The following is a 23966-nucleotide window of genomic DNA, read 5'->3' as shown; positions in this document are numbered from 1 at the left end:
GGACATGGAGGTCGCCGTGGTCAGGCCCCCGCCAGGTCAGGCGGCCTTCACCTCGTACGTCTCCACCCGTACCGCCTCGTCGTCCAGGCACACCCCGGTCGCCAGGTCGAAGCGCTGCTTGAGCAGTGGGGAGGCGACGAACGGACGGCCCTGGTGGGTGCCGGTGAGGCCGCGGGAGAGGACCGCCGCCCCGGTGAACGGGTCCCGGTTGTCGATGGCGTACAGCTCGCCGCCCCGGTCGCGGAAGAGGGCCACCTGCCCGCCGTCCGGCAGCAGGGCGGCGACGCCCCGGCCCGGGAGGAGGGCGCCGAGGTCACAGGCCGTGAACCAGTCGTCGGTCAGCCGCAGCCGGACCTTCAGGTCGGTCGTCTCGGGTGCCAGGGTCATCGCCGGGTGCTTCCTTCCAGGAGGTCTTCCTCGGTGCGCCGCAGGCCGATGTCCAGCAGCGGCAGGTCGGGCTTCATCTGGTCGCGCTCGGGCACGAAGCCCACGACCGGGTCGGGGGTGTCGGGCGCGTTCACGAAGGACACGAACCGGGCCAGCTTCTCGGGGTCGTTGATGGTCTCGGCCCACTCGTCCCGGTAGTGCGAGACGTGGGCGGACATCAGGGACTCCAGCTCGTCGCAGATGCCGAGGGAGTCGTGCACGACCACGTCCCGCACGTGGTCCAGGCCGCCCGGGATGCGCTCCAGCCAGGTGGAGGTGCGCTCCAGCTTGTCGGCGGTGCGGATGTAGAACATCAGGAACCGGTCGATCAGGCGGACCAGTTCGGCGTCGGAGAGGTCCTGCGCGAGCAGGTCCGCGTGGCGCGGGGTGGCGCCGCCGTTGCCGCCGACGTAGAGGTTCCAGCCGTTGGCGGTGGCGATCACACCGAAGTCCTTCGACTGGGCCTCCGCGCACTCGCGGGCGCACCCCGACACCGCCGACTTCAGCTTGTGCGGCGACCTGAGCCCCCGGTAGCGCAGCTCCAGGTCGATCGCCATGCGCACGGAGTCCTGGACGCCGTAGCGGCACCAGGTCTGCCCGACGCAGGACTTCACCGTGCGCAGCGACTTCCCGTACGCGTGCCCGGACTCGAAGCCGGCGTCCACCAGCCGGGCCCAGATCACCGGGAGCTGCTCGACGCGGGCGCCGAACATGTCGATGCGCTGACCGCCGGTGATCTTCGTGTAGAGCCCGAAGTCGCGGGCGATCTCGCCGATGACGATCAACTTCTCCGGGGCGATCTCACCGCCCGGGATGCGCGGGACGACCGAGTACGAGCCGTTGCGCTGGAGGTTGGCCAGGAAGTGGTCGTTGGTGTCCTGGAGGGCCGCCTGCTCACCGTCGAGGACGTAGCCGCTCGCGCCGATCGCCGGGGCGAGGGAGGCGATGATCGAGCCGACCGTCGGCTTGCAGACCTCGCAGCCGTCGCCGCCCCGGGCGCCCTCCCGGCCGTGCCGGTCCAGCAGCTCCCGGAAGGAGGTGATCCGCAGGGTGAGGACGATCTCGTACAGCTCTTCGCGGGTCTGCGCGAAGCAGCCGCACAGACCCTTGTCGACCTCGACGCCGCTCGCCTCCAGCTCGGCGGTGAGCAGCTGGCCGAGCACCTTGAGGCAGGAGCCGCAGCCGGTGCCGGCCTTGGTGCACTTCTTCACCTCGGGCACGGTGGTGCACTGGTGGTCGGCCACCGCCCCGCGCACCGCGCCCTTGCTGACGTTGTGGCAGGAGCAGATCACCGCCTCGTCGGGGAGCGCGGACGGGCCCAGCTGGACCGGGCCGCCCGCGCCGGCGGGCAGCACGAGGGACTCGGGGGAGACCGGCGGGACCGAGCCGGTGAAGGCGCGCAGCGTGCCGTACGCGTCCGCGTCGCCGATCAGGATGCCGCCGAGCAGCGTGCCGTCGCGGGCCACGACCAGCTTCTTGTAGAGGCCGGCCCGGGAGTCGGAGTAGACGACGTCCAGGCAGTCCTCGGCGGTGCCGTGCGCGTCGCCGAACGACGCCACGTCCACGCCGAGCAGCTTCAGCTTGGTGGACAGGTCGGCGCCGGTGAACGCCGCCTCGTCGGCGGCGATGGTCGCGGCGGCCGTCTCGGCCTGCTCGTATCCGGGCGCCACCAGCCCGTACACCCGGCCGTCGGCCGCCAGTGCGCACTCGCCGATCGCGAACACGTGCGGGTCGGACACCGTCCGGCACTGCTCGTCGACGCTGATGCCGCCGCGCTCGCCCACCGCGAGGCCGCAGTCGCGGGCCAGCTGGTCGCGGGGGCGGACGCCGGCGCTGAACACCACCAGGTCGGTGGCGAGTTCGGAACCGTCGGACAGCTTCATGCCGGTGACGGCGCCGTCCTCGCCGACCACGATCTCCTGCGTGCCCACGCCCGTGTGGACGGACAGGCCCATGCCCTCGATGGTGCGCAGCAGCGCCGCGCCGCCGCCCTCGTCGACCTGCACCGGCATCAGGCGCGGGGCGAACTCCACGATGTGCGAGGTCAGTCCGAGCCCCTTCAGGGCGCCCGCGGCCTCCAGGCCGAGCAGTCCGCCGCCGACGACCGCGCCGGTCGTCGCGGTCTTCGCGTACGCCTCGATCGCGAGGAGGTCCTCGATCGTCCGGTAGACGAAGCAGCCCTCGGCGTCCTTGCCGGGGACCGGCGGGACGAAGGGGTAGGAGCCGGTGGCCAGCACCAGTACGTCGTAGTCGAGGACCAAACCGGAGCGGGCGGTCACCTTGCGCGCGTCCCGGTCGACGGTCTCCGCCGCGTCGCCGACGCGCAGTTCGATGCCGTGCTCGGCGAGGAAGCCCAGGTCGGTCATCGACAGGTCCTCCGGGGTCTTCCCGGAGAAGTACGAGGTGAGCCCGACGCGGTCGTAGGCGGGGCGGGGCTCCTCGCAGAGCACGACCACGCGGTGGGTGGCGGTCAGACCGCGGTCGGCGAGTGCCTCGAGGAAGCGCTGGCCGACCATGCCGTGGCCGACGAGCACGATGGTGGGGATGGGCCCCGGGGTGGCGGTCATCAGGAGCCTCCGTCAGTGGTGAGCAGGTGGAGCAGGGGGCCGCCGTCTGAGGGGAGCGGCTCTGCTCCCTCCCAGGCGCGCGCCAGCGCGCCGACGGTGCCGAGTTCGCCGACCAGGACCCCGCCGACCAGGCGGTCGTCGCGGACGACGACCTTGCGGTAGGTGCCCCGGGTGGCGTCGGCGAGCTGCACGACGTCGTCGCCGGGGCGGGGGTCGGTCTCGCCGAACGCGGCGAGGTCGAAGGGGCTGTCCGGCCCGGTGAGGGTGAGCCGGGTCAGGGACCGGGTGCCGGTGTAGCGGGCGGTGCCGCCCCCGGCGAGCAGCTCGGCCAGCACGCCGGCCTGTTCCAGGGCGGGCGCGGCCAGCCCGTACACGCGTCCCGCGTGCTGGGCGCAGTCGCCGACGGCCCGGACGTGCGGGTCGGAGGTGCGCAGCTCGTCGTCGACGAGGACGCCCTTGCCGACCTCCAGACCCGCCGCCTGCGCGAGGCCCACCCGGGGCCGGACGCCGCAGGCGAGGACCACCAGGTCGGCGCCGAGGGCGTACCCGTCGGCCATCTCCACCGACCGCACCGCCCCGCCGACGCTGCGCACGTCCCGTACCCGGCACTCGGTGTGCACCTCGACACCGAGGTCCTCCAGGTGCCGCCGCACGAGCGCGGAGGCGGCCGGGTCGAGCTGGCGTTCCATGAGCCGTTCGGACTGCTGGGCGAGGACGACCTGCGCGCCCCGCACGGCCAGCGCGCGGGCGGCCGAGACCCCGAGCAGCCCGCCCCCGATGACGACGGCCCGCACCCCCGGCCGTACCGCCTTGGACAGGCCCAGGCAGTCGTCCATGGTGCGGAAGGCGTGCACGCCCTCGGGCAGCTGGTGGTCCGCGGTGAACAGGCCGCGCAGGGGTGGCAGTACCGCGTTGGAGCCGGTGGCGAGCACCAGCGTGTCGTAGGCGATGACCGAGCCGTCGGCGCACCGCACCGTCCGCCCGGTCCGGTCGACGCCGGTGACCCGGCCGCGCAGCAGTCCGGCCGGCGCGGGCAGCGCGACCACCTCGGGGCTGTACCGCCCGGCCAGCACCTCCGCGAGCAGCACCCGGTTGTACGGGCGGTGCTCCTCGTCGCCGACGACCAGCGCGGGCGTGCCGAGCTCACCGAGCCGCCGGGCGAGCGTCACGCCCGCCAGTCCGGCGCCGATCACCACCACACGCGTATTCGAGGTCATGGCACCGAGCCTGCGGTGCGGGTGTTACCCGGTGGCATCGCGTCTGTTTCCCACCGGGAACGCTGCCCTCAGCGGGGGGCGGGGGCGGGTGTGAGGGGGCGCGGCACCGGTGACGGGCGCGGTCGCCGACGGCCGGCCGTGCGCAACCTCAGAAGACCCTCATCTCGATGGACGGCACATCCATCTCGTCCGTAGGGTCGCGATCATGCCCGACATATCGCTGACCACGGTCGTCCTCCTGTGCCTCGCCGCCCTCGCGGCCGGCTGGATCGACGCCGTGGTCGGGGGCGGCGGGCTCCTGCTGCTGCCGGCGCTGCTGCTCGGACTGCCCGCCGGCACCCCGGCCGCGCACGCCCTAGGCACCAACAAGGCGGTCGCCATCGTCGGCACCACGGGCGCGGCGGTGACCTACGCGCGCAAGGCCCCGGTGGACGTGCGGACCGCCGTACGCATCGGGCTGGCGGCGCTGGTCGGCTCGTCCGGCGGGGCCTTCTTCGCGGCCGGGATGAGCACCGAGGTGCTCAAGCCGGTGATCATGGTGGTGCTGCTCGCGGTGGCGGCCTTCGTGATCCTGCGCCCCGCCTTCGGCACCGCCCCCGCCACCGGCCCGGCCACCCGGCGCCAGATCCTCGCCGCGATCGGTCTCGGTGGCCTCGGCATCGGCTTCTACGACGGACTCATCGGCCCCGGCACCGGCACCTTCCTCGTCCTGGCGCTCACCGCGCTGCTCCACCTCGACCTGGTGACCGCCTCCGCCACCGCCAAGATCGTCAACTGCTGCACCAACGCCGGCGCCCTCGCCACCTTCGCCTGGCAGGGCGCCGTCCTGTGGCAGCTGGCCGCCCTGATGGCCGTCTTCAACCTCGCCGGCGGCATGTTCGGCGCGCACACGGCCCTCAAGAAGGGCAGCGGCTTCGTCCGGGTCGTCCTGCTCACCGTCGTCTTCGCGCTGGTCGCGAACCTGGCCTACGAGCAGTGGTTGGCCTAGCCCCGGCCGCCCCGGCCGCATCGCGGGCCGGGGCGGCCGGGGACCGGGGCGACAGGTCAGGCACGGACGAGGCGACGCACCTTCTCCACGTCACCGCAGCCCTCCTTCAGCAGACGCGCACGCTCCTCGCGGAAGGCCGCGCCCAGCTCCTCGCGCCGCTCCATGGCGACGTTCTCGCGCGCTCCGTTGAGGATGGTCCGCTCCTCCTCGTCGGCGTGGTGGGTGACGGCCTCCACCAGCTCCTCCAGCTTCGTGTCCCACTCCTCGGAACCGACCTCCTCGACCTCCAGGAGGGCGAGGAGGGCCTCGTTGCCCTCGTCGTGTTCGTGCTCGCCGTGCTCGACCTCTTCGTCGTCGATGTTCTTGTAGCGCTTGAGGGCGGGGTAGACCTCGGCCTCCTCGGCCTGGGCGTGCGCGATCAGCAGGTCGGCGAACTCGCGCAGGGCGGCCGCCCGGTCGGCCTCGACGCTGCGCATCAGACGGAAGAGGTCCTCCATCTTCCGGTGGTCCCGGAGGATGAGTTCGACGACGTCCCCGGATTCGGTCATGGCAAGACACCGCTTTCTCGTGCTTCTCCTGCTTCCGGTTCTTCTCCGGAAGACACCTGCCAGCACCGTTTACCCCGGTCCGCCCCGTCCACCGGCCCCACCGCGCCGGACGCCGACGAGCCCCGCTCAGGTGTCCCTGCCGCGCCGCAGGTCCAGCAGCTCCACCATCCCGGTCGGGTCCTCCTCCCCGTGCCCCTCGGCCAGCCACCGCTCCATCACGCTCATGTACGGCGTCAGCAGCTCCGCGCTCACCTCCTGCTCCTCGGCGGTGCGCAGCAGCGTCGCGTTGCCCGCCACCTGCATGGCGAGGTTGGACACGACGCCCTTGCCGTAGTCACCGCTCTCCAGCTGGTCGGCGGCCTGGTGCACGGAGGGCGCCATCGCGGTGAGCCAGTCGGCGAGCAGGGGCGCGAAGTCCCTCGGCCGGACGTCCTCGCGGCCGATCAGTGCGAAGGCGTGCGTGACCCCGGCGAACATGCCGCTCAGCGCGCTCAGCAGCGCCACGTCGTGCAGCGCGGCGAAGCCCGGGTCCGCGCCGACGTAACGCGTCCCGGCCGGGACGGCGAGCGTCTCGCGGTGCTCCTCGAACAGCTCCGCGGAGCCGCTGTAGAAGACGTAGCCGCCGGAGCCGGCCTGCCCGATCATCGGCGGTACGGCCATGATCCCGCCGTCCAGGAAGCGGGCTCCGCGCGCCGTAGCCCAGGCCGCGCGGGACCGCCCCTCGGCGGGTGTCCCGGTGGTCAGGTCCACCAGGTCCCGTCCGTCGAGGGCGGCCCCGTCGAGGGCCTCGCCGACCGAGGCGTCGTCGAGCAGGCAGACGATCACCAGGCGGCTCGCGGCGACCGCCTCGGCCGCACTCGCGGCGACGGTGGCGCCCTCGGCGGCGAGGGCCTCGGCGCGGGCCGGGGTGCGGTTCCAGACGGTGACGGGATGGCCGGCGGCGAGCCAGGAGCGGACCAGGGCGGTGCCCATGGCGCCGGCGCCCAGGACGGTGAGAGGAATACGGGAGACGGGTGCTTTGTCAGTCATGGGAGAAGACTCCGCCGGGACACCGGGCCGCTCAAGTACCCACTTCGAAGTGGGCGGTTACCCGGAGGAAAGCATGCAGGCGGGCGGAGAGGGACGGGGGACGGGCATGGGGACGGCACGGCGGCCGGGGGCGTACGTGTGCGGGGTCGACGCGGCGATGGACGTGATCGGCGGCAAGTGGAAGGTACTGATCCTGTGGGCCCTCGGCGAGGGGGCGCTCCGGTTCGGCGCCCTGCGCCGTGAGCTGCCCGGCGTGACCGAGAAGGTGCTCGCCGGGCAGCTGCGGGAGCTGGAGGCCGACGGCATCGTGCACCGCGAGGAGTACCGCGAGGTGCCGCCGCGCGTCGAGTACTCGCTGACCGCCCGGGGCGTCACCCTCAACGAGGCGCTGGCACCGCTGGGCGCGTGGGGGAGGGCGAACGTCCTGGACCCCTCACCGGCTGCCGGTGAGGTGCGCGAAGACGACCACGTTCCCCTGGTAGCCGGTCCCGCGTGACCAGCCGCCGCCGCAGGTGATGACGCGCAGCTCGGGCCGGCGCGCCGCGCCGTAGACCTTCTCGTCGGGGAAGTCCTCGGCGGCGTACACCTCCACCGCGTCCACGGTGAACACCGCGACCCTGCCGTCGCGCCGGTCGACCTCGATCGTGGCGCCCCGCTCCAGGGCGCCGAGGCGGTAGAAGACGGCCGGGCCCTCGGCGTTGTCCACGTGCCCGGCGAGGATCGCGGTGCCCCGCTCGCCGGGCGTGGTGCCGGCCTCGTACCAGCCGGCGAGGTTCTTCCTCTCGGCGGGCGGCACGTCGAGGCTGCCGCTCGGGGTCAGCCCGAGGCCGGTCAGGGGGGCGTCCACGTCGATCGCCGGGATGCGGACCCGGTCGGGCGGCGAGGGCGGCAGCGCCGGTGCGGCGGGAGTCCGTCCGGCCTGTCCGGCGCCGGTGCGGGCCTGCGCGGCCGACGGCTGGGGCGGGAGCCCGGTGCCGCTGCCGCCGGCCAGCAGCCAGGCCCCGGAGCACAGGGCGACCGCGGTCACGGCCGCTATCGCGGAGTTGCCCACCCTGCGCATGACGTCCCCCTCTTCCCCTCTGGTTCAGGTCCCCGGTCTCGGGTCCCTCGTGGGTCCCTGCCCCCTCCGGGCCGCGAGGGGCGTCGGACCCGGAGGGGGCGGGGAAGTGCGGTACCGGCGGACGGGCAGCGGAGGGTGCCCGTCAGATCCCGTCGCCTCTCGCCCGGCGATGCAGGAGCCAGGTACCGCCCGCGGCGGCGACGGCCAGAGCCGTCACACCGGCCGCGGTCTGCACGGGATCGGGGCCCAGAGCGCCACCGACCCCCGTCTTCACGCTTCCTCTGGGGTGGACCTGCTCACGGGCCGAGGTCAGGGTGACCACGAGGTCACCCGTCACCCGCAGGCCGCTGCCCGCGCAGGTGGCGACGATCTCGTACGTCCCCGGCTGCGCGCTCGGCGGCACCTCGAAGCGACCGGTCGTCGCGCCCTCCCCGGCCTCCGGAGCCAGCGGGAACGCCCCGGCGCCCACCGCGCCGGCGTCGCCCGCCGCCGATCCGGCCGCGCCGCACGCCGCCGTGCGCACCGCGGCCCACTCGCCCGGCACGACGGAGACCGGGTACACCTCCAGTCCCCCGGTCGCCACGGCCGGTCCGGCCTGCGCGTGCGCCTCGGCGGCGAGGCCGACGGTCGCGACGGCGAGCGCGGTACCGGTCAGCAGGCGGGCGGTACGTCGCATCGGTGCTCCTTTGAGCTCTTCGGTGGCCCCTGCCCTACCGAGGAAAGTGGCACCGGACGCGACCCGCTCCCCGAGGACGCGCCGGGAATGGGATGAACGGGTGGCGCCCGCGCGTCCGGACGGCCCGCGCGGGACACCGTTCGGGCAGGTCACCGGCGGGAGACCGGGGCGTGGCGGAAAAGATCCCGAAGGGCGCGGGGCGCGCGTGTGAACGGGTGACCGCCGCCTCCGAACGGGTCCGCCGCCCCTGCTTGACCTCAAGCAATGTTGAGGTATCAGGCTGTCGCCCATGAACACAACGACCGACCCGCTCCGGGTGACCCTGATCATCGGCAGCAACCGGCACGGCCGCTTCGGCCCCGTCGTCGCCGACTGGCTCCTGGACCGTCTCCGGGCCCACGACGGCCTGCTCCCCGAGGTCGTGGACGTCGCCGCGACCGACCTTCCCACCACGCTCGCCCCGACCCCGCGGGCGACCGCCGCGCTGGCGGAGATCACGCCGAAACTGGCGGACGCCGACGCGTTCGTGGTGCTCACGCCCGAGTACAACCACTCGTTCCCGGCGGGCCTGAAGAACCTCATCGACTGGCACTTCGGCGAGTGGCGGGCCAAGCCCGTCGGCCTGGTCTCCTACGGAGGTCTGGCCGGCGGTCTGCGTGCCGTGGAGCACCTGCGCCAGGTCTTCGCCGAACTGCACGCCGTCACGGTCCGCGACACCGTCTCCTTCCACGACGCGGGCGCCTCCTTCGACGCCCGGGGCGCCCTCGTGGACCCCTCGGGACCCGACGCGGCGGCGAAGACGCTGCTCGACCAACTGGTGTGGTGGGGCAGGACCCTGCGGGAGGCGCGGGAGAAGCGGCCCTACGGAGTCGCGTGAGCCCGGACGGGTCGGGGAGGGCGACGGGCGACGGCCGCCCCGGTCCGTCGTCCGGGGCGGCCGCCGCACGTGCGCGCCGGGCTCAGCCCACGTTCACCGCGCTCCACGCCGCGCCCACCGCGGCCCGCTCGGCGCTGTCGGCGCCGTAGAGGTCCCCGGCCGCACGGAGGGTGGCCGTACGGGCGCCCGCGTAGTCCGTGGACGAGGTCATGTAGACCGTCAGCGCGCGGTACCAGATGTCACCCAGCTTGTCCCTGCCGATCCCGCGGACGGTGGAGCCGTCGCAGGTGGCGGAGGTGTGCTGCACACCGCCCAGCGTCTTGGTGCCGCTGCCCTCGGCCAGCAGGTAGGCGAAGTGGTTGCCGACGCCGGACGAGTAGTGGACGTCGAGGTCCCCCAGCGTGCTGCTCCAGCAGTCGGCCGAACTGCCGTCCCTGCTCGGTTGGTCCATGAAGCGCAGGGCCTCCCGCCCGAGGCCGGGGCGGACGACCTTCTCGCCGATCAGGTAGTCCCCGGCGTCGGCGGGGTTGTCCGCGTGGAACTCCACCAGCGTGCCGAAGACGTCGGAGGTCGCCTCGTTCAGCCCGCCCGACTCGCCCGAGTACGTCAGCGCCGCCGTCGACGACGTCACCCCGTGCGCCATCTCGTGCCCGGTGACGTCCAGCGAGACCAGCGGGCCGAGTGTCGTCCCGTCCCCGTCGCCGTACGTCATGCAGAAGCAGCCGTCGTCCCAGAAGGCGTTGTTGTACCGGGTGCCGTAGTGCACGCGGTTGAAGGAGCCCTTGCCGTCCCCTGCGATGCCCCTGCGCCCGTGGACGTCCTCGTAGTAGTCCCAGGTGACGTCCGTGCCGTACTGGGCGTCCACCGCGGTGGAGGCGCGGTCGTCCGCCGTTCCCGAGCCCCAGTGGTTGTCGGCGTCGGTGAACACCGTCGAGGGCGCCCGGACCAGGCAGAGGGTGAGCAGGCACAGGTCGGTCTGCTGCGCCGCGTCGCCGGTGTACGTGCCTCCGCGCGTCGCGTCCGCGAGCCGGTACGACGACCCCGACCGCGTCGTCTCCAGCGGCACCGTGCCGCCGTACAGCGACTTCCCGTCGCCCGACACCGACTCGACGGAGTCCCAGGCGTCGATCCGGGCGCCCGTGCCGGCGTCGGTCAGGACCGTGCGCGCGACCGGGTGGCCGGCGGAGTCCAGCGCGGCCGCGTCCGTGCGCCAGGCCAGCCTTGGGGCGCCGTGCAGGGCGTCGACGACCAGCCGGGGCCGGGCGGTGAGCTTCTTCAGCAGCTCGCCCGGCTTCGCGGCGCGCAGCACGCTCGCGGCCAGGTCGGCCGCCTCGGGGGCCGCCAGCCGCGGCGCGACGGTGGGGAGCGCGATCGGGGCCCGCGTCGCGCGGTCCGCGCCGCGCCAGGCGCCGTCCGGGGCGAGGTGGACGACGAAGTCGCCGCCCAGGACGGGCAGTCCGCGGTAGGTGCGGTCGTAGCGGACGTGCTGGGTGCCGTCGTCGTCGACGATGACGTCGCGGACCCGCGTGTCCTGCTCGTCGGTCGGACCGAGGTCCTCGGCGTGGTCCGCGAGGGCCGCCGCCGCGTTCTCGCGCGCCTCGGCGGAGGTCGGCCGGCCGGCCGCCTGCGCGGCGGGGACGAGGGCGGCCGTCAGGAGGGCGGCGGTGGTGGCGGCGATGCCCGCCGTGGCGAGACGGGCACCTCGGGCGTGCCGTATTCGGCTCATCGGACTCCTTGCGTGGGGGAGCGCGTGGGGGCGCGGGGAGTGAGGGCGCGGCGAGTGGGGCGCGCTGGTGTCGACCAAGATTGCGGGCGCCCGTCATGTCATGTCCATAGCCGTCAGGTGGAGATCGTGGGAGGCATGAGGGGAGAGAATGACCCTCCGTGGACACCGCGCGACTTCCGTTCTTCGTCTACGGCACGCTGCGCCCCGGCGGCCGCAACCACGGCCTCTTCCTGCGCGGACGCACCCTCGCCGAGGAACCGGCCCGCCTGCCCGGCGCCCTGCTCTACGCCGGTCCCGGATACCCGTACGCCGTGGAGGACGACGCGGCGGGAGTCGTCGGCGGGGAACTGGTCACCGCCCGTCCGGAGGCGTACGGCGAACTCCTGGCCGCCCTGGACCGGTTGGAGGAGTACGTGCCGGGCGACCCGCACAACCTGTATGACCGCGTGGCCAGGACGGTCGTGCGGGACGCGGACGGGGCGCCCGTCCGCGCCTGGGTGTACGTCGCCGCCCCGGCCGTCGCCGCCCGCCTGCGGGCCCTGGGCACACCGGTCGAGGGCGGCGCCTGGCCGCCCGGGCGATGACCGCCCCGTCGGCAGCGCCCCCGCGCGGTCACCGCTGAGCGGTGGCCGCCGCCGTCCCCACCGCCTCGATCCGCACCGCGCACACCTTGAACTCGGGCATCCGGGACGTCGGGTCCAGCGCCGGGTTGGTCAGGGTGTTGGCGCGGCCCTCGCCCGGCCAGTGGAAGGGCATGAACACCGTGTCGGGACGGATGCCGGTGGTGATGCGGGCCGGTGCCACCGCCCGGCCGCGCCGCGAGACGACGGCCAGCGGGTCGCCCTCGGCCGCCCCGAGCCGCGCCGCCAGCCGCGGGTGCAGCTCCACGAAGGGGCCGGGCGCGGCGGCGTTCAGCTCCGCCACGCGCCGGGTCTGCGCGCCGGACTGGTACTGGGCCACGACCCGTCCCGTGGTCAGCAGCACCGGGTACTCGTCGTCCGGCTCCTCGGCGCTCGGCCGGTGCGAGACAGGGGCGAAGCGGGCCCGGCCGTCGTCGGTGGCGAAGCGGTCGAGGAAGAGACGGGGCGTGCCCGGGTGCCGCTCGGGTCCGGGGCCCCCGGCCGGCGCCGGGCACGGCCAGAACACCCCGTTCTCCTCCGCCAGCCGCCGGTAGCTGATCCCGGAGTAGTCCGCGGGGCCCCCCGCGCTCGCCCGGCGCAGCTCCTCGAAGACCTCCTCCGGCTCGGTCGGGAAGCCCTTCTCGACGCCGAGCCGGCCGGCCAGCCCGTGCAGCACCTCCAGGTCGCTGCGGACCCCGTCCGGCGGGGTGAGCGCCCGCCGCCGCAGCAGCACCCGCCCCTCCAGACTGGTCGTGGTCCCGGACTCCTCCGCCCACTGCGTCACCGGCAGGACCACGTCCGCCAGCGCCGCCGTCTCGGAGAGCACCACGTCGCACACGGCCAGGAAGTCCAACGACCGCAGCCGCTCCTCGACATGGGCCGCGCGGGGCGCGGAGACCACCGGGTTGGAGCCCATGACCAGCAGCGACCTGATGTCGGACCCCAGCGCGTCCAGCAGCTCGTAGGCGCTGCGCCCGGGCCCCGGCAGCGACTCCGGGTCCACCCCCCACACCTCGGCCACATGGCGCCGCGCCGCCGGGTCCGTCAGCTTGCGGTAGCCCGGCAACTGGTCCGCCTTCTGCCCGTGCTCGCGCCCACCCTGCCCGTTGCCCTGCCCGGTCAGGCAGCCGTACCCCGACAGGGGCCGCCCGGCCCGCCCGGTCGCCAGGCACAGGTTGATCCACGCCCCCACCGTGTCCGTGCCCTTGGCCTGCTGCTCGGGCCCCCGCGCGGTCAGTACCATGGCCGCCTCCGGCGCGCAGAACAGCCGCACCGCCTCCCGCAGCTCGGGAACGGACACCCCCGTGATCCGCTCCACGTACTCCGGCCAGTGCGCCATCGCCGCGGCCCGGGCGTCCTCCCAGCCCGCCGTGCGCGCCTCGACGTACTCCTCGTCCACCCGCCCCTCGGCGACCACCAGGTGCAGCATCCCCAGCGCCAGCGCCAGATCCGTGCCGGGCCGCGGCGCCAGGTGCAGGTCGGCCTGCTCGGCGGTCCGCGTGCGGCGCGGGTCGACGACGATCAACGTGCCGCCGTTCTCGCGCAGCTCGGTGAAGTACCGCAGGGACGGCGGCATCGTCTCCGCCGGGTTCGAGCCGACGAGGATCACGCATCCCGTCCTCGGGATGTCCTCCAGGGGGAAGGGCAGTCCCCGGTCGAGCCCGAAGGCCTTCGTGCCGGCCGCCGCGGCCGACGACATGCAGAACCGGCCGTTGTAGTCGATCTGCGAGGTGCCCAGCACCACCCGCGCGAACTTGCCCAGCGTGTACGCCTTCTCGTTGGTCAGCCCGCCCCCGCCGAACACGCCGAGCGCGTCCGCGCCGTGCTCCGCGCGCGTGCGGGCCAGGTTCCCGGCGATCCGGTCCAGCGCCTCGTCCCAGCCGGCCGGCGCCAGCGTCCCGGCCGCGTCCCGCACCAGCGGCGAGGCCAGCCGGGCGCCCGCCGCGAGCACCGCCGGCGCCGTACGCCCCTTGCCGCACAGCGCACCCCGGTTCACCGGGAAGTCGGCGCGCTCGGTCACCTCGACGGTCCCGTCGGCGGCGGTCGTCAGATTCATCCCGCACTGCAGGGCGCAGTACGGGCAGTGCGTGGGCGTGGCGGTGTTCTGCATGCCGCCCAGCCTGCGGCGCCCGTGTTACGCGACCGGGCGGCGCTGTGTTACGCCGCCGGGACGGCGACCTCCCCGCGGCCGGCCCCCGACGGTGAGGCACCCGCGCCGGCGCGCCGGTCCCCGCGTCACCCCGCGTCGGCCAGGGCGCGCCCCACCCCCGGCTCCCGCGGACCGAGGAAGCGCGGGTCCGGCTCGACGACCGCGTCCACCGCGGCCTTGCCCGCCGCGACGACCTCGCGGACCGCACCGTAGTACCAGGTCGTGTCGTGCGCCTCGTCGACCCCGACGCCGTACGACACCACCCCCGCCTCCCGGCACAGCGCCACCGCGCGCCGGATGTGGAAACCCTGGCTGATCAGCACGGCCCGGTCGACCCCGAAGATCTTCTTCGCGCGCACGCACGAGTCCCAGGTGTCGAAGCCCGCGTAGTCGCTGACGATCCGCCGGTCCGGCACCCCGTGCCGCACGAGGTAGGCGCGCATGGCGTCCGGTTCGTCGTACTCCTCGCGGCTGTTGTCGCCGGTGACCAGGACCACCTCGATCCGCCCCGCGCGGTACAGCCCGGCCGCCGTGTCCAGCCGGTGCGCCAGGTACGGGGACGGCTCACCGTCCCACAGCCCGGCGCCGAAGACGACCGCGACCTCGGCACGCGGCACGTCGGCCGCGGTGCGCAGCCGGTCCCCGGTCGTCAGGTGCAGCCAGGTCGCCGGCAGCAGCGCCAGCACGCACCCGGCCGCCACCGCCCGGATCAGCCGCCGCCACCCCTTGCGGGTGCGCGGCAGGCGCGGTCTGCGGGGTCTCCAGCGGCGCATCGGTCGGTCCCCTCCCCGGTCGTCTCCCGACCTGTAGGGACGTACCGGAGCGCCGTCCGGTTCGCCGCGCGGCTCACAGGCGGCGCCCGGCGCCGGGTGGACCGACGGAAAATTCCCGTGACACCCACGCAACGGGGAGGCAACGTCCGGCGGCCACCATCGGCGCATGACGGCGACGACAGTGATGCGCACGGCGAGCACGGTGAGCACGGCGGGCCGGGGCGGCACCCCCGCCCGGGCGGGCCGAGGCGGTACCCCCGCCCTGGTCGTCGTCGCCCACGGCAGCCGCGACCCGCGCGCGCTGAGCACCGTACGGGCCCTCCTCGACCGGGTGCGGGCGCTGCGCCCCGGCCTGCCGGTGCGCCTCGGCCACATCGAACTGAACGCCCCCCTCCTCCCCGACACGCTGGCCGCCCTCGGCGACGGCGAGGCGGTCCTCGTCCCACTGCTGTTCAGCCGCGGCCACCACGTCGGACGCGACATCCCCGAGTCGGCCGCCGCCTCCCCGGCCCGCACCCGGGTGGCCGCCCCGCTGGGCCCGCACCCCCTCCTGGTGGACGCCCTGCACGACCGCCTCACGGAGGCCGGCTGGCCCACCGCCGCGGGCCCCGGCCACGCCGTCGTCCTCGCCTCCGCCGGCTCCCGCGCCCCCGACTCCCGGGCCGACACCGACCGCATCGCGGCCCTCCTCGCCGCCCGCCTCGGCGTCCCGGTACGCCCCGCGTACGCCTCGGCGGCCTCCCCGACGGTGCCGGACGCCATCAGCGCCCTGACCGCCCGCGGCCACTCCCGGGTGGCCGTCGCCTCCTGCTTCACGGCTCCGGGCCGCTTCGCGACGGAGTGCGCGGCAGCGGCCCCGTGGATCGCCTCGGCCCCCCTGGGCACCCACCCGGCGATGGCCCGTCTGCTCCTGCACCGCTACGACGAGGCGAAGACGTCCGCGACGAGGGCGTACGGGGCCACCTCACCGGCGCGCGCCTGACCGGGTGGGGGTGCGGGCCCTCCGACTGTCACACCTTCCGCTTACTGTTCATGACATGGAAGGCATCGCACCCCCACCCCCGTACGATCCGACGTCCGTCGCCCGCTATGCCCCCGAGCCGGACAAACGCCCCGGCCGCACCGCCTTCCAACGCGACCGCGCCCGCATCCTGCACTCCGGCGCCCTGCGCCGCCTCGCCGGCAAGACGCAGGTCGTCACGCCGGGGGAGGGCAGCCCGGTGTGGGACGCCAGCCCCCGCACCCGCCTCACGCACTCCCTGGAGTGCGCCCAGGTCGGCCGCGAGCTGGGCGCCGCCCTCGGCTGCGACCCGGACCTCGTCGAGGCGGCCTGCCTCTCCCACGACCTGGGCCACCCGCCCTTCGGGCACAACGGCGAACAGGCGCTGAACGCGTTCGCGGAGGACTGCGGCGGCTTCGAGGGCAACGCCCAGTCCCTGCGGCTGCTCACCCGCCTCGAACCCAAGCGGTTCACCGAGGACGGCTCCGTCGGCCTCAACCTCACCCGGGCCGCCCTGGACGCCGCCACCAAGTACCCCTGGCCCCGCGGCGCCCACCCCACCGATGCCGGCTCGCCCAAGTTCGGCGTGTACGACGACGACCGGCCCGTCTTCGAATGGCTCCGCAAGGACGCGCCCGGCGCCCGCACCTGCTTCGAGGCCCAGGTCATGGACTGGGCCGACGACGTGGCGTACTCCGTGCACGACGTCGAGGACGGCCTGCACGCCGGCCACATCGACCCCAACTGCCTGCTCGCCGACCCCGAGCGCGAGGCGGTCTTCGAGGTCGCGGTCGGCCGCTACGTCCCCGACGGCACCGACCACGCCGAGCTGGCCGCCGCCCTCGACCGCCTCCTCGCCCAGGACTGGTGGCCGCACGGCTACGACGGCTCGGCCGTCGCCCAGGCCCGGCTGAAGGACGCCACCAGCCAGCTCATCGGCCGCTTCTGCCTCGCCGCCGAGACCGCCACCCGGGCCGCGTACGGGAGCGGCCGGCTCACCCGGTACACGGCCGAACTGGTCGTCCCCCGCGACACCCGCCTGGAGTGCGCCGTCCTCAAGGCGGTCGCCGTCCGCTACGTCATGCAGCGCACCGAGCAGGAGCGGCTCCGCGCCGACCAGCGCGTCGTCGTCGCGGAGCTGGCCGAGGCGCTCACCGCCCGTGCCCCGGACGGCCTCGACCCCCAGTTCCGCGCCCTGTTCGACCAGGCCGGCGACGACCGGGCCCGCAAACGGGTGATCGTCGACCAGATCGCGTCCCTCACCGACGCCTCGGCCCGATCGCTTCACGCCCGCCTGACGGGGCATCCATGAGACTGGCGGGACGGACGGTGACCCGACGGGTCCCAGAGCGCCCGCCCGGGGCGCCGGGTGGCCTGATCGGGCCGCTCCCCCTTCCCGCACCACGCCGTGTGCGGGACGCTCGCATGTGGCGGCACCCTGACGAGGAGGCAAACAAGTGGTCGACGCGGATCAGACATTCGTCATCGTCGGAGGCGGCCTGGCCGGAGCGAAGGCGGCCGAGACGCTCCGCACGGAGGGCTTCACCGGCCGGGTGATCCTCATCTGTGACGAACGCGACCACCCCTACGAGCGTCCGCCGCTGTCCAAGGGATACCTCCTCGGCAAGGAGGAGCGCGACAGCGTCTTCGTCCACGAACCGGCCTGGTACGCGCGGCACGACATCGAGCTGCACCTCGGCCAGACCGTCGTCGCGATCGACCCCGCCGCCAGGACCGTCCACTACGGCGACGACGGGACCCGCGTCGGGTACGACAAGCTGCTCCTCGCCACCGGTGCCGAGCCCCGCCGCCTCGACGTCCCCGGCACCGGCCTGGCGGGCGTCCACCACCTGCGCCGCCTCGCCCACGCCGAGCGCCTCAAGGGCGTCCTCGCCTCCCTCGGCCGGGACAACGGCCACCTCGTGATCGCCGGCGCCGGCTGGATCGGCCTGGAGGTCGCGGCGGCGGCTCGCGAGTACGGGGCGGAGGTCACCGTCGTCGAGCCCGGCCCGACCCCGCTGCACGGGGTCCTCGGCCCCGAACTGGGTGCCGTCTTCGCCGAGCTGCACGAGGCGCACGGCGTCCGTTTCCGCTTCGGCGTGCGGCTCACCGAGATCATCGGCCAGGACGGCGTGGTGCTGGCCGCCCGCACCGACGACGGCGAGGAGCACCCGGCCCACGACGTGCTCGCCGCGATCGGCGCCGCCCCGCGCACCGCGCTCGCCCAGGCCGCGGGTCTGGAGATCGCCGACCCCGCCCACGGCGGCGGCATCGTCGTCGACGCGCAGCTGCGCACCTCCGACCCGGACATCTACGCGGCCGGGGACGTGGCCTCCTTCCACCACGCCCTCTTCGACACCGGCCTGCGCGTGGAGCACTGGGCCAACGCCCTGAACGGCGGCCCGGCCGCCGCCCGCGCGATGCTCGGCAAGGGGCTCGACCACGACCGCGTGCCGTACTTCTTCACCGACCAGTACGACCTGGGCATGGAGTACTCCGGCTGGGCACCGCACGGGTCCTACGACCAGGTGGTCGTCCGCGGGGACGCCGCGAAGCGCGAGTTCATCGCCTTCTGGCTGAAGGAGGGCCGGGTACTGGCCGGGATGAACGTGAACGTGTGGGACGTCACGGAGCCCGTCCAGCAGCTGATCCGTTCGAAGACCCGGGTGGACCCGGAGGCGCTGGCGAACCCGCACGTGTCCCTCGAAAGCCTCCTCGCCTAGCTGTCGGTCCGTCCCCGGCCGCCATTCCCGGGGGACAACCCCCGGACCCCCGGCCGGGCCCCGCCGACCTCGTGTCCGACAGCCGCTTCGCGACGGGCCGAGGTCTCAGCCGGAGCCGATCACCGTGCCGGAGCATGTCGGTGCCGCCCCGTAGACTTCACGCGTGGCAGGACGGATCAACGACGAGGACGTGAAGGCGGTACGGGACGCGGTCCCGATCGACGCCGTCGTCTCGGAGTACCTCCAGTTGCGGAACGCGGGCGGCGGCAACCTGAAGGGGCTCTGCCCCTTCCACGACGAGAAGTCCCCGTCCTTCCAGGTCAGCCCGAGCAAGGGGTTCTTCCACTGCTTCGGCTGCCAGGAGGGCGGCGACACCATCACGTTCGTGATGAAGATCGACCACCTCACCTTCTCGGAGGCGGTCGAGCGCCTGGCCGGCCAGGCCGGCATCACCCTGCGCTACGAGGAGGGCGGGTACAACCCCTCCCACCAGCGCGGCGAGCGCATCCGCCTGGTCGAGGCCCACAAGATCGCCGCACAGTGGTACGCCGAGCAGCTCGCGACCGGCCCCGAGGCCGACACCGGCCGCGCCTTCCTCGCCGAGCGCGGTTTCGACCAGGCCGCCGCCGAGCACTTCGGCGTCGGCTACAGCCCCCAGGGCTGGGACCACCTCACCCGCTTCCTGCGCGGCAAGGGGTTCAGCGACAAGGAGCTGATCCTCTCCGGCCTCGCCCAGGAGGGCCGCCGCGGCCCCATCGACCGCTTCCGGGGCCGGCTCATGTGGCCCATCCGCGACATCGGCGGCGACGTCGTCGGCTTCGGCGCCCGCAAGCTCTACGAGGCGGACAACGGCCCGAAGTACCTGAACACCCCCGACACCGCGATCTACAGGAAGTCCCAGGTGCTGTACGGCATCGACCTCGCGAAGAAGGACATCGCGAAGACGTCCCGCGCGGTGGTCGTCGAGGGCTACACCGACGTCATGGCCTGCCACCTGGCCGGTGTCACGACCGCCATCGCGACCTGCGGCACGGCCTTCGGCGGCGACCACATCAAGATCCTGCGCCGCCTCCTGATGGACAACGGCTCGGCCCGTGTGATCTTCACCTTCGACGGCGACGCGGCCGGCCAGAAGGCGGCCCTGCGCGCCTTCGAGGACGACCAGAAGTTCGCCGCCGAGACCTACATCGCCATCGCCCCCGACGGCATGGACCCCTGCGACCTGCGCCTCGCCAAGGGCGACGACGCGGTCGCCGACCTGGTCGAGCCGCGCACCCCGCTCTTCGAGTTCGCGCTCCGCCAGATCGTGAGCCGCTACGACCTGGACACCCCGGCCGGCCGCGCGTCGGCGCTGGACGAGGCCGCGCCGGTCGTCGCCCGCATCAAGAACAGCGGCGCCCAGCACGAGGTCGCGGTGCAGCTCGCGGGCATGCTCGGCATCCTCGACACCCAGTTCGTGGTCAAGCGGATCGCCCAGCTCGCCCGCTGGGCCCGCGACCGGGGCGGCAAGGGTCCCGCCCCCGACCGGCAGCAGCGCGGCGGCGGCGCCCCGCAGCAGTACGCCGGGACCGCCCGCCCGGGCCCCCGCGGCCCCGCGCTGAACCTGCGCAACCCCGTCTTCGCCACCGAACGCGAACTGCTCAAGCTCGCCCTCCAGCGCCCCGAGCTGGTCTCCCCGGCCTTCGACGCCTACGGTGTCGACGAGTTCACCGCCCCGCCCTACGCCGCCGTACGCGAGGCGATCATGGAGGCGGGCGGCGCCGAGCCGGGCGTCCACGACCCCCAGGGCTACCTGGTGCGGGTCCGCGAGGCCGCCCCGGACGACGCCGTCCGCGCCATGGTCACCGAGCTGGCGGTCGAGGCGATCATGCTGCACCGGGGCGTGAAGGGCGTCGACGAGGTCTACGCGGGCGCCCAGCTGGTCACCGTCCGCCGCCGCGCCGTCGAGCGCCGCATCCGCGACATCACGGGCCGCCTCACCCGGCTCACCGGCCACGGCGACCCCGCCGAACTGGCCGCCGTGCAGAACGAGCTGTGGGTCCTCCAGCAGTACGACCAGAGCCTGCGCGAACACGGCGCCGCCGCCCTCTAGAGCGGCCCCCGGGTCACCACGCGGTCACCGACCGGAAGCAAAAAGTCACCGCACGCCCCTCGTGGCGGCGATGTGTCGTACCCCACACTGGGGGCGGTGCCCGAGTCCCCGGAGCGCGGCCGATCCGTCCCGGCGGTCCCCGATCCCCGCGGTTCGAACGTGTACGGGGCGGACCGCGGCGAGCGAGCCGGCTCCGCCCCCGAAGTACCGCTGCCGGCCCCCGCCGACCGCGTCCATCCTGGAGGTCGCCCCCGTGCAGACCCAGACCCTCACCCAGACCGACACCGGTACCGACGGCGCGGAGCCGGACGCGGAGAGCGGCGTCCTCGTCGCGACGCCCCCGCTCCACCGCGCCGTGCACGACCCCGGCGACGGGTCCGACGACCCGCTCCCGGCGGACGCCCCCACGGCGTCCGAGCACCCCGGCGACCCCGCCGACACCCCCGACCCCGCCGACGCCCCCGAGCCGCCCCCGCCGACCCGCACCGAGACCGGCGGGCCCTCCTCGGACCTGTTCCGCCAGTACCTGCGGGAGATCGGCCGCATCCCGCTGCTCACCGCGGCCGAGGAGGTCGACCTCGCCCGGCGCGTGGAGGCCGGGCTGTTCGCCGAGGAGAAGCTGCGGCTCGCCACCGACCTCGACAGCCGGCTCGCCCTGGACCTCGACCGGCTCGTCGTGCGGGGCCGCGTCGCCAAGCGCCGCCTGATCGAGGCGAACCTGCGGCTCGTGGTGTCGGTGGCCAAGCGGTACGTCGGTCGCGGCCTGACCATGCTCGACCTGGTCCAGGAGGGGAACCTGGGCCTGATCCGGGCCGTGGAGAAGTTCGACTACGCGCGCGGCTACAAGTTCTCCACCTACGCCACCTGGTGGATCCGCCAGGCCATGTCCCGCGCCCTCGCCGACCAGGCCCGCACCATCCGGGTCCCCGTCCACGTCGTCGAACTCATCAACCGGGTCGTCCGCGTCCAGCGCCGCATGCTCCAGGAACGCGGCTGTGAACCGACCCCGCAGGAGGTCGCCGCCCACCTCGACCTGGCACCCGAGCGGGTCGGCGAGGTGCTGCGCCTCGCCCAGGAACCGGTCTCCCTGCACGCCCCCGTCGGCGAGGAGGACGACGTCGCCCTCGGCGACCTCATCGAGGACGGCGACGCCGCCAGCCCCGTCGAGTCGGCCGCGTTCCTGCTGCTGCGCCAGCACCTGGACGCGGTGCTCTCCACCCTCGGCGAACGCGAACGCAAGGTCGTCCAGCTCCGCTACGGCCTGGCCGACGGCCGCCCCCGCACCCTGGAGGAGATCGGCCGCCTCTTCGGCGTGACCCGGGAGCGGATACGCCAGATCGAGTCCAAGACCCTCAACAAGCTCCGCGACCACGCCTACGCGGACCAACTGCGCGGATACCTGGACTGACCGCTCCCCGCACCGGCCGCTCCCCGCACCGGCCGGGCGCGGGGCGGACGCCTCAGCCCTCGGTCGGCACGCACAGCACCGGCACGGGGGACAGGTGCAGCAGCTTGTGCGGGGTGGAGCCCAGCAGCGCCCCGCGCATCGGGCTCTCGCCCCAGCTGCCCACCACGATGACCCGGGCCGCGTGCCGGGCGGCCGCGGTGATCAGGGCCTGTGCGGGCTTCTCGTCGATGATCTCGACGGTGGTCGGCACCCCCGCCTCGTCGGCCGCCTCGACGGCGTGCCGGAGCGCGGTACGGCCCGCCTCCACCAGGGCCTCGTGGTGGGAGCCGTACTCCTCACCCATGCCACCGGGCGCGGCGGCACCGTAGACGAGCACCAGCGGCTCGCCGAACGCGGCCGACACCTCCACCGCGACGCGCAGGGCGCGGACGGCGCCGGCGGACTCGTCGTACCCGAGGACGACCGACATCTCACGTCTCCTTGTCCTTCAGGGGCTCCGGACCCGCCACACCGGGGCGCTCCGACCAGAACGCCGGTGACACGAACCGCCACACGAGCATCACGACCACCCCGACCAGGGCGATGCCGATGCCGATGACCAGCGGGGGACCGAGCCCCAGCCAGGACACCCCGCTGTAGGAGTTGGCGGGGTCGGCCATGTCGATCACGGACTCCACCAGCAGCCAGCTGAGCAGCCCCGCCCCGACCAGCGGCCCGAGCCCGATCAGCAGCAGGTTGCGCACGCTCTCGGTGAGCCGGCGCCGGTAGTACACCGCGCAGGCGATGCCCGTCAGGGCGTAGTAGAACGCGATCAGCAGCGACAGCGCCGTGAGGGAGTCGAAGAGCGCGTTCTCGCTGATCTGCCGGACGACCAGGTACCAGACGATGGCGATGCCGGCCACCCACCAGGTGCTGACGTCGGGCGTCCGGTAGCGGGGGTGGACCCGGCCGAAGCGGGCGGGCAGTGCCCGCCGGCGGGCCATGGACAGCGCGGTCCGCGAGGCGGGGATGATCGTCGTCTGGGTGGAGGCCAGCGCGGACGTGGACACCGCCAGCAGCACCACCCAGTCCCAGCCGCCCATGGCCTCCCCGGCCAGCAGGGCGAAGACGAACTCCTCCTCGCCCGCGTTCTCGGCGAGGAACAGCGGACCCGCGTAGGCCACCACCGCGAAGCCGACCGATACATAGGTCACCAGCAGCACGATCGTCGACCAGACGGCGGCCCGGCCGGGCGCGGAGGCCGAGTCCCTGGTCTCCTCGGTGAGGTTGACCGCCGACTCCCAGCCCCAGTAGATGAACACCCCCAGCAGCAGGGCCGCGGTCAGCGGCGCGCCGCCGGACCCGAAGGGGTTGAGCCACTCCGCCGACGGCCGGGCGGAGGCGAGGGTGCCCGTGTCCGCGTACACGCGGTACAGCGCCACCACCGCGAAGACGAGCAGACAGGCGACCTGTGCCAGGATCAGCACGTTCTGCACCCGCGCCGACAGCTCGGTGCCGATCACGCACAGCCCCGTCATCACGAGGATCAGCAGCACGGTGAGCAGCTGGCGCACGACCTCGTTCTCGGCCCAGCCGTCCAGCCCCACGGTGAGCAGGCCGAAGGTGACGGCGACGTCCGCGAGCGACCCGACGACCAGGACGCCGGTCATGGCGATGGCCCAGCCGCCGAGCCACCCGGCCCACGGCCCCATCGCCCGGGTGACCCAGGAGAAGGTCGTCCCGCAGTCCTGGTCGACCCGGTTGAGGTGGTAGAACGCCGAGGCGATCAGCAGCATGGGGACGAAGGACGCGAACATCACGCCGGGCGCGTAGATACCGACGAGCGCCACGACCGGGCCGATGACCGCCGCCAGCGAGTACGCCGGGGAGGTCGCGTTGAGTCCGATGACCAGCGCGTCCACGAACCCGATCGCGTCGGCCTTCAGACCGGCCGGACGGCCGGGGTCTCCCTCGGTGGTGGTGGCCATGGCCCCTCGCTCCGGTGTACGGGCGTCGGCGGGACGAGGGACTCGTCCCGCCCCCACCAATATGAGCCGGTCGACGGCAGTTCACATCCGGGACGACGCCCCCGGGCACCGGCAGACCTC

The 23966-nt window shown here is 74.2% G+C and carries 21 protein-coding genes; 9 read left to right on the top strand and 12 right to left on the bottom strand.

The annotated features are described in order from the left end of the window. Positions 1 to 36: 36 nt before the first annotated feature. From nirD to ACZ6EG_RS03275, 3 genes are read right to left on the bottom strand one after another with little or no spacing between them, the layout of a single operon-like run. Positions 37 to 387, bottom strand: coding sequence for a nitrite reductase small subunit NirD (nirD, locus tag ACZ6EG_RS03285; RefSeq protein WP_391967919.1), 351 nt, complete (start codon positions 385 to 387; stop codon positions 37 to 39). Further along, positions 384 to 2993, bottom strand: coding sequence for a nitrite reductase large subunit NirB (nirB, locus tag ACZ6EG_RS03280; protein WP_391967918.1), 2610 nt, complete (start codon positions 2991 to 2993; stop codon positions 384 to 386). The genes nirD and nirB overlap by 4 nt, the downstream gene beginning before the upstream one ends. After that, positions 2993 to 4210 (bottom strand): NAD(P)/FAD-dependent oxidoreductase, encoded by a 1218-nt coding sequence (locus ACZ6EG_RS03275; protein WP_391967917.1) that lies wholly within the window; start codon positions 4208 to 4210, stop codon positions 2993 to 2995. Before ACZ6EG_RS03275 ends, nirB begins: the two co-directional genes overlap by 1 nt. A 205-nt stretch (positions 4211 to 4415) precedes the next feature. On the opposite strand from ACZ6EG_RS03275, the gene ACZ6EG_RS03270 reads away from it, so the two are divergent. Beyond that, positions 4416 to 5198 (top strand): sulfite exporter TauE/SafE family protein, encoded by a 783-nt coding sequence (locus ACZ6EG_RS03270; protein WP_469601093.1) that lies wholly within the window; start codon positions 4416 to 4418, stop codon positions 5196 to 5198. 56 nt (positions 5199 to 5254) lie between these two features. Here ACZ6EG_RS03270 and ACZ6EG_RS03265 read toward each other — a convergent pair whose 3' ends face one another. Further along, positions 5255 to 5746 carry a hemerythrin domain-containing protein gene (locus ACZ6EG_RS03265; protein ID WP_356603181.1) on the bottom strand — a complete coding sequence of 164 codons (492 nt, stop codon included), beginning with the start codon at positions 5744 to 5746 and terminating at the stop codon, positions 5255 to 5257. A 126-nt stretch (positions 5747 to 5872) separates the two neighbouring features. After that, entirely contained in the window at positions 5873 to 6775 is a 903-nt protein-coding gene (locus ACZ6EG_RS03260; RefSeq protein WP_469601089.1) for an NAD(P)-dependent oxidoreductase, read from the bottom strand. Between the two features lie 106 nt (positions 6776 to 6881). On the opposite strand from ACZ6EG_RS03260, the gene ACZ6EG_RS03255 reads away from it, so the two are divergent. Then, positions 6882 to 7271 (top strand): winged helix-turn-helix transcriptional regulator, encoded by a 390-nt coding sequence (locus tag ACZ6EG_RS03255; RefSeq protein ID WP_391967914.1) that lies wholly within the window; start codon positions 6882 to 6884, stop codon positions 7269 to 7271. Here the strand turns inward: ACZ6EG_RS03255 and ACZ6EG_RS03250 are convergent. Together ACZ6EG_RS03250 and ACZ6EG_RS03245 are read right to left on the bottom strand one after the other, a co-directional pair. After that, entirely contained in the window at positions 7209 to 7835 is a 627-nt protein-coding gene (locus ACZ6EG_RS03250) for a class F sortase (protein ID WP_391967913.1), read from the bottom strand. The two genes, ACZ6EG_RS03255 and ACZ6EG_RS03250, sit on opposite strands and share 63 nt — an antisense overlap. A 142-nt stretch (positions 7836 to 7977) precedes the next feature. After that, entirely contained in the window at positions 7978 to 8511 is a 534-nt protein-coding gene (locus ACZ6EG_RS03245; protein ID WP_469601084.1) for a hypothetical protein, read from the bottom strand. A 289-nt stretch (positions 8512 to 8800) separates the two neighbouring features. Here ACZ6EG_RS03245 and ACZ6EG_RS03240 point away from each other — a divergent pair, with 289 nt between their 5' ends. Further along, on the top strand, positions 8801 to 9388 hold the full coding sequence (locus ACZ6EG_RS03240; protein WP_391967911.1) for an NADPH-dependent FMN reductase: 588 nt from the start codon (positions 8801 to 8803) through the stop codon (positions 9386 to 9388). Between the two features lie 82 nt (positions 9389 to 9470). On the opposite strand, the gene ACZ6EG_RS03235 is transcribed toward ACZ6EG_RS03240, so the two are convergent. Then, complete coding sequence (locus ACZ6EG_RS03235) at positions 9471 to 11114, bottom strand: M4 family metallopeptidase (protein ID WP_469601081.1); 1644 nt, start codon at positions 11112 to 11114, stop codon at positions 9471 to 9473. Positions 11115 to 11272: 158 nt separating this feature from the next. On the opposite strand from ACZ6EG_RS03235, the gene ACZ6EG_RS03230 reads away from it, so the two are divergent. Beyond that, on the top strand, positions 11273 to 11698 hold the full coding sequence (locus tag ACZ6EG_RS03230; RefSeq protein ID WP_469601078.1) for a gamma-glutamylcyclotransferase family protein: 426 nt from the start codon (positions 11273 to 11275) through the stop codon (positions 11696 to 11698). Between the two features lie 28 nt (positions 11699 to 11726). Here the strand turns inward: ACZ6EG_RS03230 and ACZ6EG_RS03225 are convergent, their stop codons facing one another. Together ACZ6EG_RS03225 and ACZ6EG_RS03220 are read right to left on the bottom strand one after the other, a co-directional pair. Continuing rightward, positions 11727 to 13844, bottom strand: a complete 2118-nt coding sequence (locus ACZ6EG_RS03225) for a molybdopterin oxidoreductase family protein (protein WP_391967908.1) — start codon at positions 13842 to 13844, stop codon at positions 11727 to 11729. A gap of 125 nt (positions 13845 to 13969) precedes the next feature. Further along, a complete protein-coding gene (locus ACZ6EG_RS03220; RefSeq protein ID WP_391967907.1) occupies positions 13970 to 14656 on the bottom strand; it encodes a SanA/YdcF family protein in 687 nt (228 codons plus the stop codon). Positions 14657 to 14822: 166 nt separating this feature from the next. On the opposite strand from ACZ6EG_RS03220, the gene ACZ6EG_RS03215 reads away from it, so the two are divergent. The 5 genes from ACZ6EG_RS03215 (at position 14823) to ACZ6EG_RS03195 (ending at position 21879) form a co-directional block, all read left to right on the top strand. Then, positions 14823 to 15638: a sirohydrochlorin chelatase gene (locus tag ACZ6EG_RS03215; protein WP_391967906.1), complete on the top strand. Its 816-nt coding sequence runs from the start codon at positions 14823 to 14825 to the stop codon at positions 15636 to 15638. 55 nt (positions 15639 to 15693) lie between these two features. Further along, positions 15694 to 16968 carry a deoxyguanosinetriphosphate triphosphohydrolase gene (locus tag ACZ6EG_RS03210; protein WP_391967905.1) on the top strand — a complete coding sequence of 425 codons (1275 nt, stop codon included), beginning with the start codon at positions 15694 to 15696 and terminating at the stop codon, positions 16966 to 16968. A 145-nt stretch (positions 16969 to 17113) separates the two neighbouring features. After that, positions 17114 to 18379, top strand: coding sequence for an NAD(P)/FAD-dependent oxidoreductase (locus tag ACZ6EG_RS03205; RefSeq protein WP_391967904.1), 1266 nt, complete (start codon positions 17114 to 17116; stop codon positions 18377 to 18379). 163 nt (positions 18380 to 18542) lie between these two features. After that, positions 18543 to 20471 (top strand): DNA primase, encoded by a 1929-nt coding sequence (gene dnaG / locus ACZ6EG_RS03200; RefSeq protein ID WP_391967903.1) that lies wholly within the window; start codon positions 18543 to 18545, stop codon positions 20469 to 20471. A gap of 253 nt (positions 20472 to 20724) precedes the next feature. After that, a complete protein-coding gene (locus tag ACZ6EG_RS03195) occupies positions 20725 to 21879 on the top strand; it encodes an RNA polymerase sigma factor (RefSeq protein WP_391967902.1) in 1155 nt (384 codons plus the stop codon). A 52-nt stretch (positions 21880 to 21931) separates the two neighbouring features. Here ACZ6EG_RS03195 and ACZ6EG_RS03190 read toward each other — a convergent pair whose 3' ends face one another. Next, on the bottom strand, positions 21932 to 22348 hold the full coding sequence (locus ACZ6EG_RS03190) for a universal stress protein (RefSeq protein WP_391967901.1): 417 nt from the start codon (positions 22346 to 22348) through the stop codon (positions 21932 to 21934). Between the two features lies 1 nt (position 22349). Beyond that, positions 22350 to 23846 (bottom strand): APC family permease, encoded by a 1497-nt coding sequence (locus ACZ6EG_RS03185; RefSeq protein ID WP_469601068.1) that lies wholly within the window; start codon positions 23844 to 23846, stop codon positions 22350 to 22352. Positions 23847 to 23966: the final 120 nt, after the last annotated feature.

The sequence above is a fragment of the Streptomyces sp. NPDC041968 genome, assembly GCF_055589025.1.
Note: the sequence above shows the minus strand (reverse complement) of the source record. Positions and strands in the feature narration are given on the sequence as shown.